The organism is Acidobacteriaceae bacterium (assembly GCA_035944135.1).
Lineage (GTDB): Bacteria > Acidobacteriota > Terriglobia > Terriglobales > Acidobacteriaceae > Granulicella.
Genome location: DASZBM010000002.1, coordinates 1,645,278 through 1,661,776 on the forward strand (window position 1 = coordinate 1,645,278; position 16,499 = coordinate 1,661,776).

The 16,499-nt window shown below is 59.2% G+C and carries 11 protein-coding genes; 3 read left to right on the forward strand and 8 right to left on the reverse strand.

From position 1 onward, the window contains the following. Positions 1-37: 37 nt before the first annotated feature. The 4 genes from VGU25_09505 to VGU25_09520 form a co-directional block, all read right to left on the reverse strand. Positions 38-1,660 (reverse strand): sulfatase-like hydrolase/transferase, encoded by a 1,623-nt coding sequence (locus VGU25_09505; protein HEV2577433.1) that lies wholly within the window; start codon positions 1,658-1,660, stop codon positions 38-40. Further along, entirely contained in the window at positions 1,657-3,051 is a 1,395-nt protein-coding gene (locus VGU25_09510) for a class I SAM-dependent methyltransferase (GenBank protein HEV2577434.1), read from the reverse strand. The genes VGU25_09505 and VGU25_09510 overlap by 4 nt, the downstream gene beginning before the upstream one ends. Positions 3,052-3,056: 5 nt before the next feature. Continuing rightward, positions 3,057-3,302, reverse strand: coding sequence for a hypothetical protein (locus VGU25_09515; protein HEV2577435.1), 246 nt, complete (start codon positions 3,300-3,302; stop codon positions 3,057-3,059). 268 nt (positions 3,303-3,570) lie between these two features. Beyond that, complete coding sequence (locus tag VGU25_09520) at positions 3,571-4,239, reverse strand: YdeI/OmpD-associated family protein (GenBank protein ID HEV2577436.1); 669 nt, start codon at positions 4,237-4,239, stop codon at positions 3,571-3,573. 97 nt (positions 4,240-4,336) lie between these two features. On the opposite strand from VGU25_09520, the gene VGU25_09525 reads away from it, so the two are divergent. After that, a complete protein-coding gene (locus VGU25_09525) occupies positions 4,337-5,647 on the forward strand; it encodes a lipid-A-disaccharide synthase (GenBank protein ID HEV2577437.1) in 1,311 nt (436 codons plus the stop codon). A gap of 114 nt (positions 5,648-5,761) precedes the next feature. Next, positions 5,762-7,750: a M1 family aminopeptidase gene (locus VGU25_09530; protein ID HEV2577438.1), complete on the forward strand. Its 1,989-nt coding sequence runs from the start codon at positions 5,762-5,764 to the stop codon at positions 7,748-7,750. 1,571 nt (positions 7,751-9,321) lie between these two features. Here the strand turns inward: VGU25_09530 and VGU25_09535 are convergent. The 3 genes from VGU25_09535 to VGU25_09545 all read right to left on the reverse strand — a co-directional run bounded on the left by VGU25_09535 (position 9,322) and on the right by VGU25_09545 (position 12,531). After that, positions 9,322-10,326 carry an NAD-binding protein gene (locus tag VGU25_09535; protein ID HEV2577439.1) on the reverse strand — a complete coding sequence of 335 codons (1,005 nt, stop codon included), beginning with the start codon at positions 10,324-10,326 and terminating at the stop codon, positions 9,322-9,324. A gap of 150 nt (positions 10,327-10,476) precedes the next feature. After that, positions 10,477-11,181, reverse strand: coding sequence for a hypothetical protein (locus VGU25_09540; protein HEV2577440.1), 705 nt, complete (start codon positions 11,179-11,181; stop codon positions 10,477-10,479). Between the two features lie 30 nt (positions 11,182-11,211). Further along, positions 11,212-12,531 (reverse strand): alkaline phosphatase family protein, encoded by a 1,320-nt coding sequence (locus VGU25_09545; protein HEV2577441.1) that lies wholly within the window; start codon positions 12,529-12,531, stop codon positions 11,212-11,214. Positions 12,532-12,985: 454 nt separating this feature from the next. Between VGU25_09545 and VGU25_09550 the strand changes: the two genes are divergently transcribed. Beyond that, entirely contained in the window at positions 12,986-14,182 is a 1,197-nt protein-coding gene (locus VGU25_09550; GenBank protein ID HEV2577442.1) for a heme-binding protein, read from the forward strand. A 120-nt stretch (positions 14,183-14,302) separates the two neighbouring features. On the opposite strand, the gene VGU25_09555 is transcribed toward VGU25_09550, so the two are convergent. Continuing rightward, positions 14,303-16,483, reverse strand: coding sequence for a DUF6259 domain-containing protein (locus tag VGU25_09555; GenBank protein ID HEV2577443.1), 2,181 nt, complete (start codon positions 16,481-16,483; stop codon positions 14,303-14,305). Positions 16,484-16,499 lie beyond the last annotated feature (16 nt).

Below are 16,499 nucleotides of genomic sequence, written 5' to 3' on the forward strand. Positions count from 1 at the left end.
GTCACCAATAATCCTGTGGAGGCCGCGGCTCCGCGCCTCACCTGCTTGAGGTTTCACTCCATGGGGCTTGCCGCACGACCGCCCGTCCCGCCGCGGGCGTTGCCTGCCGCTGTTTCACAGGCGACACTGCCTTGCCCTGCACCACATCTTCAAGCGCGTCGTGCACGAACAGCAGCGACAACGCACGCCCGTCAGTGAGCGCCTGCATCTGTCCCGCGTTGTGAATCAACAGTGCAGGACGCGAATCAAACTCGCCGCGCGAAGCCTGATCGTCCTCTTCCGTCCAGGCCGGCAACCAATCCCAGAGCATGATGCGCCAGGCATGATCGCCCTGCACAATCACCGTCGTATCCTTCCATCTTGGCGACTGCTGCAAAACTGCCATCATCGCCCCGAGCGTCCGGTCCGCCAACGCCAGGTTGTCCAGATACGAACTCCCGCATCCGTGGGCGTATTCGTCGTTTACGCGGCTCCAGATATTCGGGCTGTGCGGAATCGGCAGGTGTAAAAAGATGAAGTCCGCCTGATCCTGCTTCAACAGTTCCATCGCATGCTGCTGCAGACTCAAATCCGTCTGCAATCTTTGCCGCACATCGAAGTCGCAGCTCCTGCGGTCTGCAAGGACTGGCGAAAAAAGCTGGATCACTAACCCTTGAAACGGCCGGGCTGTATTCCGCCACAGGCTGTACCGCTGCGCCATATCGCCGTCGGTCCGATCCAGGTTAGTCCAGTAGCAGCTATCCAGCGCGCTCCGGTAAATCGTGCAGTACGGGTTGTACCAGCCAACGGCTGCAGTCCTCCATCCCGCGCGCTCCGCATCATGAAAAATTGTTCCGCTGCCATCCAGCGGATGCCACCCATGTACACCGTCATAGTGCACCCTAAAGCTGTTGTTGAATTCATAGCGAAAATCGTCGACTGCCGCGCCGCTCAGTAACGAAGGCACAATCTTTACCGTCTTTAGCCCCACCGGCTGCATGTTCGTGTAGAGCGTGCTCTGCGCGCGCAACGCGTCAAAGTTCGGCAGAGCCAGGTCGTGCGCTCTGTGTTCGAATAGCTGATCGTACGAGAGTTCATCAAACAGCACCCACACCACACGCGGATGTACACGCGGTGATTGCGGACTCTTGCTCCACGCCGCCTTAATCTGCTGCGGACCTGGTCTCCATGCCATCACCCAAAGCAACTGCACGATGCTGCATATTCCGAAGATCGCAAAGAAAACACCCACCGCATCACCTATGCGAATCACGCGACGGTATCCCAACGGAAACCGCAGCAACAACAGCAGCAGCAACGCAGCCCACACCACGCCAACGATGAGAATCACACCGTCCGTCAATGTCAGCGGACTCACCGTGCGCGTCCGCTCCAGCAGATATGGCGGCGCCAGGATCATCACCATCAGGCGCACCCAGGAGTAGTAAGTTGTGCGAGCCGCGAACGCGAGCACGACAAACAAGACCAGGCCGAGCAGCAGAATGTCCGCAACCTGCGCGAGACAGATTCCGGTCAGAGGATACGGAACGTGCATACGCACATCCGATCCACCGCCCAGCAGATCGCCATAGTTCACAACGAGAATCAGCGAAGCCAGCCCGATGCACTGGCAAAGCCGCTTCAACACATGGCGCCATCGCAGCTGTGCACGTTCAGTCACCCACGCGCCTCGCCTGAAATTCGTTCCAGAAGGTACAACACCCGCCCGTTCCCCAGCGTCTCCGTCCGCGCGACCGTGAAAAGCCCTTCGCAAGCTGCGAGCAGATCGCGCTCACTCAACGCGCCATACAGTGAATCTCGTCCACGCATCAGGCTCACAAACATCGGATCCGTCACGGGCACCCACTCCATAACAACAAATCTTCTCGTCAATCTGCTGCACAGCTCCACAATCGCACGCAACGGAATCTGCTCCAGCAGCAGTAGATGATGGATCACGGCCAGCAGCATCACAAGATCAAACTGCCCCTCGAGCCGTTGCAACAGCGCACTCGATTCGCGGTTTTCCCAGCCCACCGCTGGCGTAGGCCGCGCAAGATCGGCATGAATCGTCTGAATCTTCAGATTCTTCGCGACGCTCATCTGCGCGATCCGCTCCGCTGCGTCGGCATCGCGTTCAACAGCCACCACCTCCGCACCGGCCTTCGCGGCCATCGCGCTGAACTCACCCGTATTCGCCCCGACATCCAGCACCGTCGCCGGCCGCAGCTCTTCCAGCACATCACGAATCCACGTACGCTTCTGCTCGCTCTCAGCCGCGCTGTAGTGCGAGTTCGTGCTCGTGTACTCTGCCCATTCAGAGTTCGCACTCTTCGGCATGACGGCTCGAGTACGTTTGCGCAACCCCGCAACAGTTCGCTTCAACGTATGCAGTGTCAACTCCGGATCACGCGCCGGCTGCTTCCTTGTCACACTCGCCTGTTGATCCTTGCGCCGATCAAGCAGCGCAGGAATTGTGACAGGCCATAACGCCGCTGGCGACAGCCGCTTTCCCCAACTCAGCGCCGCGTACAGCTCAGCCGGCTCATATCCATCGCGCTTGAACGATGTCAGTTCCAGCGGCCAGTGGAGCAGCTTCTTCATTAGCAGCGGCAGCAGAAACGTCCGCACATACTGGCCGTAAGCCAGCCACAACGAGCTCCCCACATCGCGCCGCTCGAACGACAGCACATCCACCAGCACTGGCCGCGGTCCTTCGAACAAGACATTCAGCGGTGTCGCGTCCTTCAGAATCCATCCCTCATCCAGAGCCTCGTCGCACAGCCGCAACGTCAGCTCCGCCGCAGCAAGCCACTGCAAGGCGGTCCACTCCCACGGATACACAGGAATTCGCACGCGCGGATGAATCAGGCGCAACCCACTCGCGCCGTCATCCACCTCGCTCGGAATCATGTCGCCGCGCTCGACTGCACGACGATAAAAACCGGAGTTCAGAAACTCGAACACCGGCTCCCGGAACTCGGGCCGTATCGACCGCACAGCCCGGTCCTGTTCGACAACCAGAGAACCTGCGGGATCGCGAAATGTGGGATCAGCGGCAGCGAAGCTCATGCCACCTAGCGCGCATCACCCTTCTCCTCGGCGAGAGGAACAAACACCTCGGCCTTGCGACGCCAGCCGAACAAACCCCGTATCTTCCTCCGGAGAAAGAACGCCGCGGCAGCCATTACCGACGCAGCAGACTGTAATGCAAGCAACCCCGAACCTGGATCTACGTACATGGCCATCGCTCGCCGCTCCGTGGCAATCAGCACACATACACACATCAGGCAGCCAAGCGCAAAAGAAAGGAGACGCTTCATCGACACTCTCCGTACGGTCCGGCAGTCACTCTTCCGGCCGAAATCGAATCTAATTGAGCCCTTTACGTCATTCGCGTAAACGCACGATCTCCAAATCTGTCGTGCAACTTAAGTCCGCCGCTCGTGCGAGTGGACACAATTCACACACAGAGACGAGCAAGGCCGCCGAAAAGACGACCCCTAAAGGGAGAAAAATTTCGAGAATGTCATTTTGGCCCGCTTTGAGAACAAAGACCATTAACTCTGAAAGACATGTGAATCTTCTCAGTCATCTCCCACCGTGCTGCTCCGCCGCCTCCAGCAGCTTCTGCAGCCGCCGATCGCGGGCCTCGGGCGTTTGATAATAAAAAATCCCTAGCAATTGCTGCCTGCGTTGAACAACTGTCATTCGCTCCCACCCGGTGTTCGCTTTCCTATTGCCCCGCAGGGCACGTGCGATCAACGGAGGTAACTCCTGCTCGGCCTCCATCGTCGCCAGCAGCCGCTCTGCCATCTGCTGTGCGCGCCGTCGCTGCGACTCCTCGCTCTTCACTCCTAAAACCCACTTCCCAATCTCACGACGCATCGACTCCGAAAGTGCGTCGTACCACTCCCTCAGGCCGTTCTCATCGTCCAGCAGCACTTCCAAAACCTCGGGCAGCTCCGCCGGACGCGGCTCCATGTCGGGCTCCAAAGCCACCTCAACGGAATCGCCGCACGCCACCCCACTCTGCTTCTGCGTTTCGCGATTCACCAGCAGGTAATAGCCTTTACCATCGGCAAACAGCGACGTCCGAAACGTCGCTCCGTTGACTGCACCGCGCACGCGATGTCGGATCATCTTCGGCCACATCTTCGCCGGATCGAATGGCACGCGCGCGATTGTCCATCCCAGCCCGTGCTCCTTCTCCAGCACCGCTTTGAATCTCTTCGTCGAATTCGCCGCAGTCTTCGCCATCTCGCGACTATCTTAACCGGCGCCACATCTCGCCCCCCGAGAAACGAAGCCCAAACGACGGTAAACTCGACGCATCACCACGTCACCCAACCCGCGCATCTTCCTCTCCGCCGGCGAGGCCTCCGGTGACGCCTACGGTGCCCAGCTCATCGCTGCCCTTCGCGCCCGGCTTCCCGACGCATCCTTCACAGGTCTGGGTGGCGCTCAAATGGCCCGCCAGCACCAGCAGCAGATCGTCCGTGCCGAAGACGTCGCAGTCATGGGCCTCACTGAAATCCTCCGCCACATCCCGCACATCTATTCGAGCTACCGCCGGCTCGTCCACTCCATCCGCACGAACCGCCCCTCCATCGCCGTCCTCATCGACTTCCCCGACGTCAACTTCCGGCTCGCGCGCCATCTCCACCGCGACGGCGTCCCCGTCGTCTGGCTCGTCTCGCCCCAGCTCTGGGCCTGGAAGCGACGCCGGCTCCGCTGGGTCCAGCAGCGCGTCTCCAAGATGCTCGTCATCTTCCCCTTTGAGGAGACCTTCTACCGCGACCGCGGCGTCGACGCCGAATTCATCGGCCACCCGCTCCTCACCGCCGAGTCCACCAGCCCGTCACTGCCGCGCGAAACCTACGCCGCCCAGCATCACCTCGACCCCGGCAAGACCTGGGTCGCCCTCCTGCCCGGCAGCCGCTGGAAGGAGATTCACGCCAACCTTCCCGCACTCCACGAGCTCGCCATGAGCGACCTCATCGCCACCGCCGCCGCCGAAACCACCTTCGACGGCCGGAAGATTTCCACACCCCGTGACCCAGCCGCCCACACCCGATTCGAATTCCTTCTTCCAGTCGCCTCCACAATTAAACCCGCCGACGTCCAGGCCCACATAGAGGAGCTCAACCGCGAGCACCTCAAATACTTTGGACCTGAAGCCTCAACCGTCCGTTTAACTCTTGTACCCGACGCGCGCGAGGCACTGCACCACGCCCGCGCCTCCGTGGTCGCCAGCGGGACCGCGACCGTCCTTGCCGCAATTGTGGGAAATCCCTTCGTTGTGGTCTACCGGGTGTCTCCCCTCACCTTCGCGCTAGCCAAACGCCTCATCCGCTACCCGGACGAGTTCCCCGAGATGACCGACTCGTCCGGGAACCTCCCCGTCGCCATGCCCAACCTCATTGCCGGCCGCCGCATCGTGCCCGAGCTCCTCCAGGCTCACTTCACCGCCCAAAACGTCGCCACCGAGCTCGCGCCTCTTCTCACCGACACTACCGAACGCCACGCCCAGATCGCCGCCCTCGCCGACCTCCGCCACCGCCTCCTGGCACACGGTGGCCGTCACCTCACCCCGATCGATCGCGCCGCCGAGATCGTGGTCGATCTGCTTCAGCAACCCGAACGCCCCCAACACCGTTTCCTATAGCTCGTAGTCCGAACATCCACTCTGTCGTCTAATTTGACAGACACTCGCGGAGAACCCTCTATCTGCGGTAGCTTTGGCTTAGGCTGACTTCCCCGCGAATCCGCCAAGGACCCCATGCTTCGCCTGCACTTCACGCTGCGCCGCCTTCTCTCGATCGCCCTCCTCGCTCTGACCTCGGTCGCGGTTAGACCGTTACACGCCGCTATACCGACGCGGCAGCAGATCGATGTCTCCGGCTATGTGATCAAGGCTGATCTCGACCCTGCCACCGGGCGCCTGAACGCAACCGCCACCGTTACGTTCACCACGCTCGAAGACCTCACCAGCGTCGTCTTCGGCTTCAACAACGGCCTGCAGATCTCCTCACTCACATCTGCCGACAAGTCCACCCTCACGCCCGAGCGCAATGCCGCTGACTCCACCGTCCGCGTCAGCGTTCCCGCACCACTCGCCAAAGGTACAAGCTCCACTTGGACCTTCACCTACACCGGCGTCCCAACCGTAGACACCAGTCCCGTCGACGGTATCAACTTCGTTCACGTTGCCGACCCGGTGAGCATTCTTCTCTACCCTGGCCGGTGGTTTCCCATCTCGTTGCCCGGGCTCTACACCGATCGCTTCACCGCTGAAATCCACGTCAGCGTACCCACTGGGGAGCGCGCCATCGGCAGCGGCATTGCCGGTTCGCATCCGGCACCTGGCGGCAAAACCGAGTTCATCTTCAACTGGACCAAGCCCGGCTTCCCCGGCACCATCGTCGCCGGCAAATTCCTCCCGCCCGTCTCCGCCGCGGACGCCCCCAACGTGCACGTCTTCCTCACCGACGCCAACAAGGCCAAGGCCCACGACTTCGCCGAGACCGTCGCCAAAGAGTTCGAATACATGACGAACGAATTCGGCGGCGCCGAGTCCCCGCTTATTAATGTCGTCGAGCTCCCGCCCGACTCCGTCTCCGCCTCTTGGGCGCCCGAGATGGTAGCCATCCGCCCGGACCGCGGAACCACCCGCCTGCTCGCCAATACCGTCGCCCATCAGTGGTGGGGCTCTGAGGTTTCGCCCGCCACACTCAACGACGAGTGGATCTGCAACGGCATGACTCGCTACGCCGAGCTTCTCTACCTTGAAGACCAGAGCGGCAAAACAGCACTCCAGAACGCCATCACCGACACCGAAGCCGCCGCGCTCGCCTACGACACCGAACCCCTCACCTCACTCTCCCGCCTCGACCCCTTCTCGCCGCAGTTCCAGAACATGACCTACGACAAGGGAGCGATGGTCTTCCATATGCTCCGCTGGGAGATGGGTGACGACGTCTTCACCACCTTCCTCCGCGCGCTTCTTTCGCAGAACATGGACAAGAGCATCCGCACCTCGCAGGTCCAGACTATCGCTGAAGCGCAGTCGCACCTCCAGCTCACACCTTTCTTCTCGCAATGGGTCGACGGCACCGGCGCGCCGGACTTCGGCAACAACTATCAGGTTTATCGACTCGGCAATGGCAAGGGTTTCCGCACCGTCGGCACCGTCACCCAGGACCTCGACCTCTTCAAGATGCCCGTCGAGCTCCGCATTGAAACAGAAGGCAAAACCGAAGAGCGCCGCGTCGATCTCTCCGGCACCGAGTCCGCCTACAACGTCGAGACCTTTGGCCGGCCGCGCAAAGTGACTATCGACCCCGATAACTGGCTCCTCAAGTCAACATCCGATCTCGCCGTCCGCGTAGCCGTTCTACGCGGCCAGCAGGACGTCGCCCAGGGCGATCTCCTCGGCGCGATCGGCGAATACCAGAAGGCACTCGACCAGGACCGCGGCAGCTCGCTCGCGAACTACCGCCTCGCCGAAGTGTTCCTCATGCAGAAGAACTACCAGTCCGCTGCCAACAGTTTCCGTGACGCTCTCCGCGGCGACGGCGATCCCAGATGGATTGAGGTCTGGAGTCACATCAACCTCGGCAAGATCTTCGACATCACCGGCCAGCGTGAGCGCGCCGTCAACGAGTACCGTCTCGCCATCCAGACCAACGACAACACGCAGGGCGCCATCAACGAAGCGCGCTCGCTCATGCAGAAGCCTTACCAGCGTCAGGACAACACCGGCGACTAGTCTCAACCTGATCAGCAGGAAAGGCAGACTCGTCGAGTCTGCCTTTTCCTTTTCACCCCAAAGCAGCTGGTTTACCGCTGAGTGAACCGGCGACGCAGCACGTCCGCCGCGCCGAGAATCGAGGTCCCGAGAGGCGCCAGCGCGTTCGGCTCTGGCGCCACGTTCAAGCGGCGCATTAGGGGCTTACGACACCGTTGCTGTGTTGAACGCAGTTTATGCATCGGCCACGGTCGAAGACCATCTACGCGCGTATGAATTCGTAATGAAGATCGATTACGCCGCGACAGGTATGTCCAGGCACCGACACTCTTCGAATCACCCATCGCGTCGTGTGCCGTCGTGATGGAATGAAACTCATTCGGAGCTCCACAGGAAAGCACCCGGATATCCACACAACTCAATCGATTCGCACTTGCATGCACAGGGGCGCGATCCGTAATGTCTGTCCAACTGATGAACGAGCAGTAAGTCGGAAGTGAATCGCTGAAGAGGCAGACGAACCCAGCAGCCGGCGCAAGTCGGAAGTTGATCGAAAGCAACTACAGAGGATGAGCGGAAGATTGAGGCTGGAAGTCGGTCGAAGGCAAAAGGCCTGAGGACGGAGCGCTCGACGAGAGTCGGGAGAGCCAGCCACAGGAAGCCGGAAACCAAGGCACCCGACGCAAGTCGGAAGAAGCCGGGAGACCGGACGGTTCGAAGGAAGAAGCGCCTGGCGCAAGTCAGGAAGCTGGCCAACGGGAGAGCCGGAGGATTTGAGCGCGCGGCGCGAGTCGCTAACTCAACCGAAGGCGGAGACGAAGGATGCGGCACCCGGCGCAAGTCGGGAAGGCTGGCCAACGGAAAGCCGGAGACGGGATCTGCCACACTGCGAGATTGTCAACGATGAAAGCGCCAGAGGCTTCGGCCCCTGGCGTTTTCGTTTGTGGCGCGGATTGCTCCTTCGTGTGTTGTCCTACGGCTGTCCCTTTCCGCCGCCGGCACCGTAGATGTTGCCTGTGGTGTAGCTCGCGTCTTCTGCGGCAAGCTGCACGTAGATGCTGGCGAGTTCCGCCGGCTGGCCGGCTCGCTCAGCGGGTAGTCACCGCCGAAGTTCTGTAAATGCTCTTTGGTAGCTCCTCCGGAGATCTGCAGCGGGGTGTAGATCGCACCCCCTCCCCTCCCCCCTTTTTTTGCGCAAAATCTTCAAAACAAATGACTTGAGGGTGGACCTCGGTGGCGCGAAAGGGTAAAGTCCTGCAAAGTCTTCAAACCAAAGGGGTAGAGCTCACAGGGGGAACCACTCGTAATTGGGCGGCTGAAGCCGATCCGGCGCACTAAACGTGTTTACCGCGCCCTCGCGATCTTTTGCTGTTCGTGAAGATGTCTTGCAACACCCAGAGCAGCAGCGAAGCTGCAAATGGCACCAACACAAGAATGAACATCGTGACGGTAGTGAGTGATCTGGCGTACATAGGACTTCCAAGTGCCAAAGTCTTTGCGCACTCCTTGCAATACTCAAGCACTCCTCCTGATTACAGAGGTCCAGCCACTAAAAAGTCAGTATGGGATTCGTTAGGAATTTGTGAAGGCGATCAGGTGGTCAGGATGTTCTCGAGCCTTTGGAGGTTCGTACGTTCGCCCATGACGATGAGGACGTCGCCTGCAGAGATCGCGAATTCGGATGGAGGGTTGAATGTCGTCTCTCCACCTTGTTTGCGGATGGCGAGCACGATGACACCCGCTCTCCTCAATTCCAGCAACTCACCGAAGGTCTTCGCAGTGACGTCCGTCCCCGGCGTTACGCGCACCTGTTCCACTACTACTCCCGTTCCCACGTTGCTCCGGGCGAACTCCATGAATTCGACGACCTGAGGGCGCAGCAGAACGTCGGCGAGTTGTCTGCCTGCCATTGAGAATGGAGTAAGGACGGTGTCGGCTCCGGCCCTGCGCAGCTTCTCACCGGCCTCTTCTTCCGAAGCGCGCGTGACGACGGTCAGCTGCGGGTTGAGAGCCTTCGCCGAGAGGATGATGAACAGGTTTTCGGCGTCGGAGGGCAGGGCCGCGATGAGCCCCTTCGCACGGAGAACGCCGGCGTCTCGCAAGCTGTCGTCCTGTGTCGCGTCCGCTACAACGGCGAGCATGCCAGCGGTCGTAGCCTTTGTGACGCGCTGTTCGTTGCGGTCAATGATGAGGAAGGGCGCACCGGTTCGCTGGAATTCGAGCGATGCATTGCGGCCCACGCGGCCATAGCCGCAGACGATGAAGTGATCGCGAAGTTGGTGGATCATTTTCTTTTTCCTGTGTTCTCCGAAGAGACCTTGCAACTCAAGCTCGATGATTGTTTGCGCCATGGCACCGACAGATACGAACATTCCAGTCACACCAAACAGGATCAGGAAGGTGTTGAACACACGGCCGGCATGGCTCAGCGGCCTGGGCTCCGGATAACCGATTGTCGTGATGGTAGATATGGTGACGTAGAAGGCGTCGAACCACGAATAGTGCTCGATGAGGACGAAGCCTGTCGTACCGACGCCGACAATGAGACTCAGGAGGGCCAGGATAAAGAGTATGCGGCGGATCAGACGCGCATGCATCCAGGACTCCTTTGAGTCAGGATCAAACCCGAGGACGCGACCGCAACCTCAGCGTATCGTTTGCTATGCAAACGATATCCCACCTTTTCCAGCTCGGGCCGTAAAAGATAAGCTACCGACTGGAAGCGTTTCGGGACATTTTCCGGCCTGTTAGCTAGCCATCGCCGGGACCCCATCCGGGAGTGGACGGGTTGCAGGCGAGGTGTCCCGCAATCGGAGAATCCAGAAGACAAGCACTCCAACCCACACGAGGCTGTTGGCGTAAGCCCAAACGAGAAAGAGCCGGGCGTCATGTTGTGAGGCCGCCAATGTTCTGCCGGACTGCGAGAGGATGCTCGCCACGCTGACGATCCAGAAGCCCAGGAGGAGACGGCGTTCTGCAGTGTTGTCGCTTCGTTTCGGCAGAACGAGCAGAAAGAGAAAGACGAATCCAGTGAATACTGCTCCCCTGTCGAGCGGGGCCGGAGAAAGATCAGGTAGAACGGAGACGAGCAGCATTGTGAGGCCGCCGGCTATTAGCAACGCGGCCGCGAATAGAAACAATGCAGAATCGCGCAACCTTCGGCCCGCGTGACGAGTGACCCGGGACTGAATGAATCTGCGCGTGAGAGAGTAGGCGATGGCAAGCTGCAAGGCCAAATCAAAGAGCGACATCAAGGATGCGACCTGGAAGTAACTCGCCGGATCGAACACCTTCATTCCCACCTGGAGGATGGCGGCGCGCAGGATATAGAGCAGCAACAGTGCGGCAAAGAGAGACAAGCGCCGGATCAGATGCCGTCTCTGCATGACCGCGAGTAACGCTACGGATGCAATGAATGTGACGAACAACAATAGAACGTTGGCAAGGCGCATCGGATCGCTTTCTGGATGGAGATGTTTCCGCTAATCGTTGTCGGGCGGCGAGTGGTCCTTGTTGGCTACGAAAAATGACGGCTTGAATGTCACCGGAACCTGGGTGTACGGCTCAGGTGTTTGTGTGTAGTCGAAGCAGTCCGAGAAGTCGTCGGCGTTCACATCGCGTTGGCCGAGGCTCGGTAAGTTGAAGACCTCTTCGGTGTATTTGAGGAAGCCGCTGAACTCGTGAACCTGGTGCGAGACGTAACCGTGTTTCGCGTAAGGCGAAACGATGATGAGCGGAACGCGGAAGCCGAGGCCCATGTTGTCGACCTGCGGCGGGGGAACGTGATCGTACCAGCCTCCCCAATCGTCCCAGCTGATGAAGATTACGGTGGAGTCCCAGAACGGGCTGGCCCCGATGGCGTTCACGATGTTTGCAACCCAGTCGGGACCTTCTGAAGTCTGGCCTGGACCAGCGTGATCGGAGTAGGTATACGCCGGCACAATCCACGTAACCTGAGCCAGCTTGCCGGCCGCAATGTCGGTGAGCACCTGAGGCGCGGGCGAGATGACATTGTTGGACCAGTCAGGACCATAACGGATGTGCTTGATCGCCTGAAATGCGGACCAGACGCCGCCGCCTAGTGCCCAGCCACCTGTGGCGAGCGGCGGAGCGTAGTACTTCCACGTGATGCCCTTTGCGTCCAGAGTGTCGGCGATCGTTTGATAGTCAAAGCAGGGGAAGACGCCGGGGAGGTCTGTTCCGTTAGGGCCGATCAGAGCTACGGTCGTTGTCGGCTTGGCGTCGCATCCCCACTGATCAGTTACAGGAGCGGGATTTTCATCTGCACCCTGAGACTGACCGGCAATCATGTACTGGTGCGCGACAAAGCTCGGACCGCTGTTGGACTGAAACATGCGGTCGCCGAAGGTGTAGGCCTCGCCGAGCGTGAAAAGCGGCACGGTTTCAGACTGCGGTACATAGGCTAGCGCAAGGTTCGCTACAGGATAGTCCGTGGTGACGTGCCCGAAGTTATCCATTAGCCCGTTGTCATAGTCGGCAAACCATCCGGGGTGGCTGTGATCGAGGTCTGATCCCTGCTCAAACGGAATCGGCTGCAGCGGGACGGATTTGCCCTTCTGCATCGCGGACTGGGCGGTGTCGGCGCCGGGAAAGCCGTTGAACAGGTTGTCGGTACTGCGATTCTCCTGCATGATCACGACGATGTGTTTGATCACCGTCGCATTCGTTGGCGGCGGCGTGGTCGGTGTCTGCTGACTCGGACCGGTGGAGCATCCCTGGAGCAACAAGAAGCCGAGTGAGAAGCCGAAGGCAATTCCTGCGTGGTGTATGTGCCGCAACATATCTTTCCTCGCCAACGGAAATTACCTCGACCAATCCGGGACAGGCCCTTAGTTGTACATGAGGCTGAGTCGGTTAGATGCACGAAAAATAGTGCGCCGGAGCACCGTTGGGAGTTACTTTCGTGTCCTGTCGGGTTATTCAGGTACCCTCGCAACGCATCGCTGCCGTTCCGGCGTCGTCTTCGATTAATCCAAGAGTTATGTACGCGACGGGCAGCCACCAGCGAGCCGTGTGCTGATATCCACTCATCACAAAAGACGCAATGAATGGACGTCTGCAAAGGGCTCTGGGATGACTGGCAGAGGCTCCGCTAATGCGTTGCACCGGGCCTTGTGCACTTCGCTTTCGTAATCGACGATAAGGCACTATTCGTAATTGACAAGCGGTTACCGAGGGATAATACTGCGGCATCATCACGGGCCGGTTTCTTTCTAGCAAGCCAGGAGAGACGATATGGCCGATCAGGTAAAAACCACAGCTACTATTGCTATTCCAACCGATTTCGAGTTTGGAGCAGTGCCGCCCATTCGCGTTATCGGCGAACCCATCCCTGTAGCACCGGCGCCTCCACCACTTGGGCCCCTTGCAGCGTTCATAGGTGAATGGATCGGCGGCGGATTCAACACGATTTTTCGGCCTGACAGCGGGGCTACACCGACGCCGATGCCTGGGCCCATTACAACCACCGATCCGGCGGACAATGTTCTGGAGTTGAATCTCACCTCGGAGAGCCTCACGTTTTCACCTTCTCTGGGCACAGTTCCGAACCGAGGCTCCAGCACGCAGGCGGATATTTCGCTGAATGGTGTGCCCTACCTGCAAACGATCAAGGATGTAACCATTCCAACAGCACCCGTTGGCATTCATGCGGAACCAGGATTGTGGATGGCTGTTCCGGCCACCACTGCCCCGCAAGATCCGGCAACCGTCGTGCGGATGGGGTCAATCCCTCACGGCACAACGATCGAAGCGCAGGGGACCTCAACGGTGACGAATGGGCCGCCGAACATACCTGCGGTGGATATCACGCCTTTCTTCAGGGGCCAGCCCGGAAACAAGGTGCCCTTTCAGAATCAGGATGCTGCTAACCAGGGGACCAGGCGGATTCCGCAGAATCTTTCCGTGGCGCCGTTCAGCTCTCTGACAATCGCCCAATGGCAAGCGATGATCACTGATCCGAATTCGGTTCTTCGCAACGCCATCAAAAATCAGACGATCAAGTCAACGACGACGATCTCTATTAGCACCACGCAACCACCGGTTCCACCAGCGTTTGGCGGCGGCACGGACAATATCGCTTTTCTGCAAGGCGATGCGACCGGGACCAACCCCAATGCGCAATCAATCCAGCTAACGGCGACATTCTGGATTGAGGAGGTGGAGCACACGATTCTGGTGCCCATTTCAAAGCCTGGCCAAACCCAGATACTGAAGCCTCAAACAGCAGTTCTTGGGCTTCCCACCCCGACGTTCTCGGTTTCACCGCCGATAGCGATTACTACACCGCGTACCATCACGTTTACATCGGCCCAGATCCAGTACTCGCAAACGGTTTTGCTGAACTTCGGTCCGCTTAGTTGGCCCCATGTTTCTGTTGCGACATTGGTGCCGGCAAGCCCGATCACCGTGCCGCCGTCTGTCTGGGGTTGAGCAGTCAAGAGTAGTCGAGCCTCATGGGAAAGCAACACGCGAAGGCGGACTCGAAAGAGTCCGCCTCTTTTTTGCGCGAAGTGGTTTCGTGGCTTCACCTACATCAGACGCGCAGGCGGGTTATCGTTTCACGATTACGGCGAGCTGTTGCGGAGGAATCGTGAGCCGAACGGGTAACGTCTCGGCGTGGTCGGCATGGAAGGGCGTGGCTACCTCGACCTGGCCGGAGGCGCCATCGAGGTTCACGTCAACGGTCTGCGGTGTAGTGTCGAAGTTAACCACCACGCATGCTTCTCCGCTCTGGCCTGCTTTCAATGGCTTGAAGACGGAGTAGCGGACATTGGGGCCGCCGTGAACCGTTGCGCCCATCCTGTCGTTGAATCGTCCGAAAAACAGCAGGTCCGCGTATTCCTTGCGGATCCTTATTAGCTCGCTGACGTAGCGGGCAAGCGGTCGCGTGAGTGGGTTGTCGACGGAGGTGGTGTAGTGGAGAGGTGACAGGTCCCACACGAATCCATAGCGCATGCCGTTATTCATTTGATGGTAGTCGCCGGGGGTTTCGCCGAAGAGCGTCGCAGTCCACTCGGGAAAGGTGTATTTCAAAACCGGCGATCCGATATCGATGCTTCCCATGCGCATGTAGGAGACGTCGATGTAAGGCATCGATCGGTCGAACCACACCTCGCCGGCGAGAGAGAAATCCGGAGTGATCGTGCGGGCGTTGGCGAGCAACTGCTTGAAGGTTTCAAGGATGCTGGGCACGAGCGACTTGTCAGGGGAGACGGAAAGTGTTTTGTTGAAGTCCAGCACGGCTGAACCGGCCGACTTGTCGAGCTGGAAGCCTTCTGCGCCGTCACGAACGAGCTGCATGTATTGGTCCATCTCGAACTTTCTGAATTCGGGGTGGGCAGGACTGACGAGTGTCATCTCCGATCGCGCCAGCCCGGCGCGGCCGCCGATCGTGCCTTCTCCCCAACCGAAATGAGTCCAGTCCGGCGCATAGCGACCCTCGACAGCATATTGCTTGAGATTGTTCTGGAAGAGCGGGGTGGCCGTATCGGCTACATCAATATTGGAGAAGATGAGTGGGTGAACGCCGATGGCGCGGACATCCGCGAGGGCCTTGCGAAATTCTTCCGGCGTGCCGAGTCGCGGGTCCGGCTGATACTGCGGGTATCCGCGATCGATACCGCCGATGTCCCAGCCAAGAATTTCAAAGGTGGTGATTCCATATTTTTTGGCGTCGGCGGCGAGCTTCGGAAGTTCGTTGAAGCGATGCAGTACTACATCTTCGCCGTTGAAGAGAATGATGGACTGCCATGCATTTTCTTTCCGAAGCCAGTCGGGCGGCCGCTCGACCGTGAAGTGCTGGTCGAACCATGACCGGTAAATCTTGCTGGCCTCGTGCCAGTCTCCGGTGTGGACCTCGAGCGCGATGGGGCCAGACGTGAATGTTCCGTGGCTGAGGTATGGGAGGTTGACCCATCCCATCGTCATGCCAATGGGATCTCCCGGGGGCAGTTCAGAAGGTGAAGGCCAGTCATCCCTGGGATCTGAGCCCTTCGAAAACGGCCGCAGCTCCATGTCCAGCAGCATCAGGCGAGTCTCAGGATCCTCGTTGGCGTAGTAATAGCCGATGCCGGCCTTTGGGTTATAGATATCGATCCAGCCCATCGACATGCCCCCGGGGTAGGTGAAGGTCATGGCGTCGTAGGGTATGCCGAAATTGCCTCCGCGAAAGCCGCCACGGAACTGAGTGAAAAGTGCGGGAGAAATGTTGTCGTTCGCACCGGGGATCATCGACCGCGTGTCGGCCCGATCGCCAATGCCTTTTTGTCCACCGATGATGCCGTACATCACTTCCGCGAGTTTGCGGTCCGTCGGATTGTCGACCGCGATTGAGAAGTGAATCTGCGCATCCACAGCCTCGATACGGTACTGGACTTTGACGGGCAGGGACTCTCGATCATTGCGCAGCGAATCGTACGTGCACAGGACTCCGCCGGGTATTGGCTCGATGTGGCTTACGCGTTGGTCACGGCTGTTGAAGTAATTCGCCTCATAGTCCTTCTGCGGAAGAAGGATGCGAAAGTTCTCACCGAGACGGGCTTCACCGATGATGTCGAGTTCAGGATTCTTCCAGTGCACGCCGATGAGATCGCCGTTCCTCTCTGACAGCCGTAGCGTGGCTACAGGAGTATCGATCGTGCGGACCTGCGCGGAAACGCAAAGAGCTGTTACGCAAATTGCAAATGCGGAAACAAAACGGATCAGGTACTTCAACGTGTGTGCTTGCCTCATACTCTCCACAGTAACG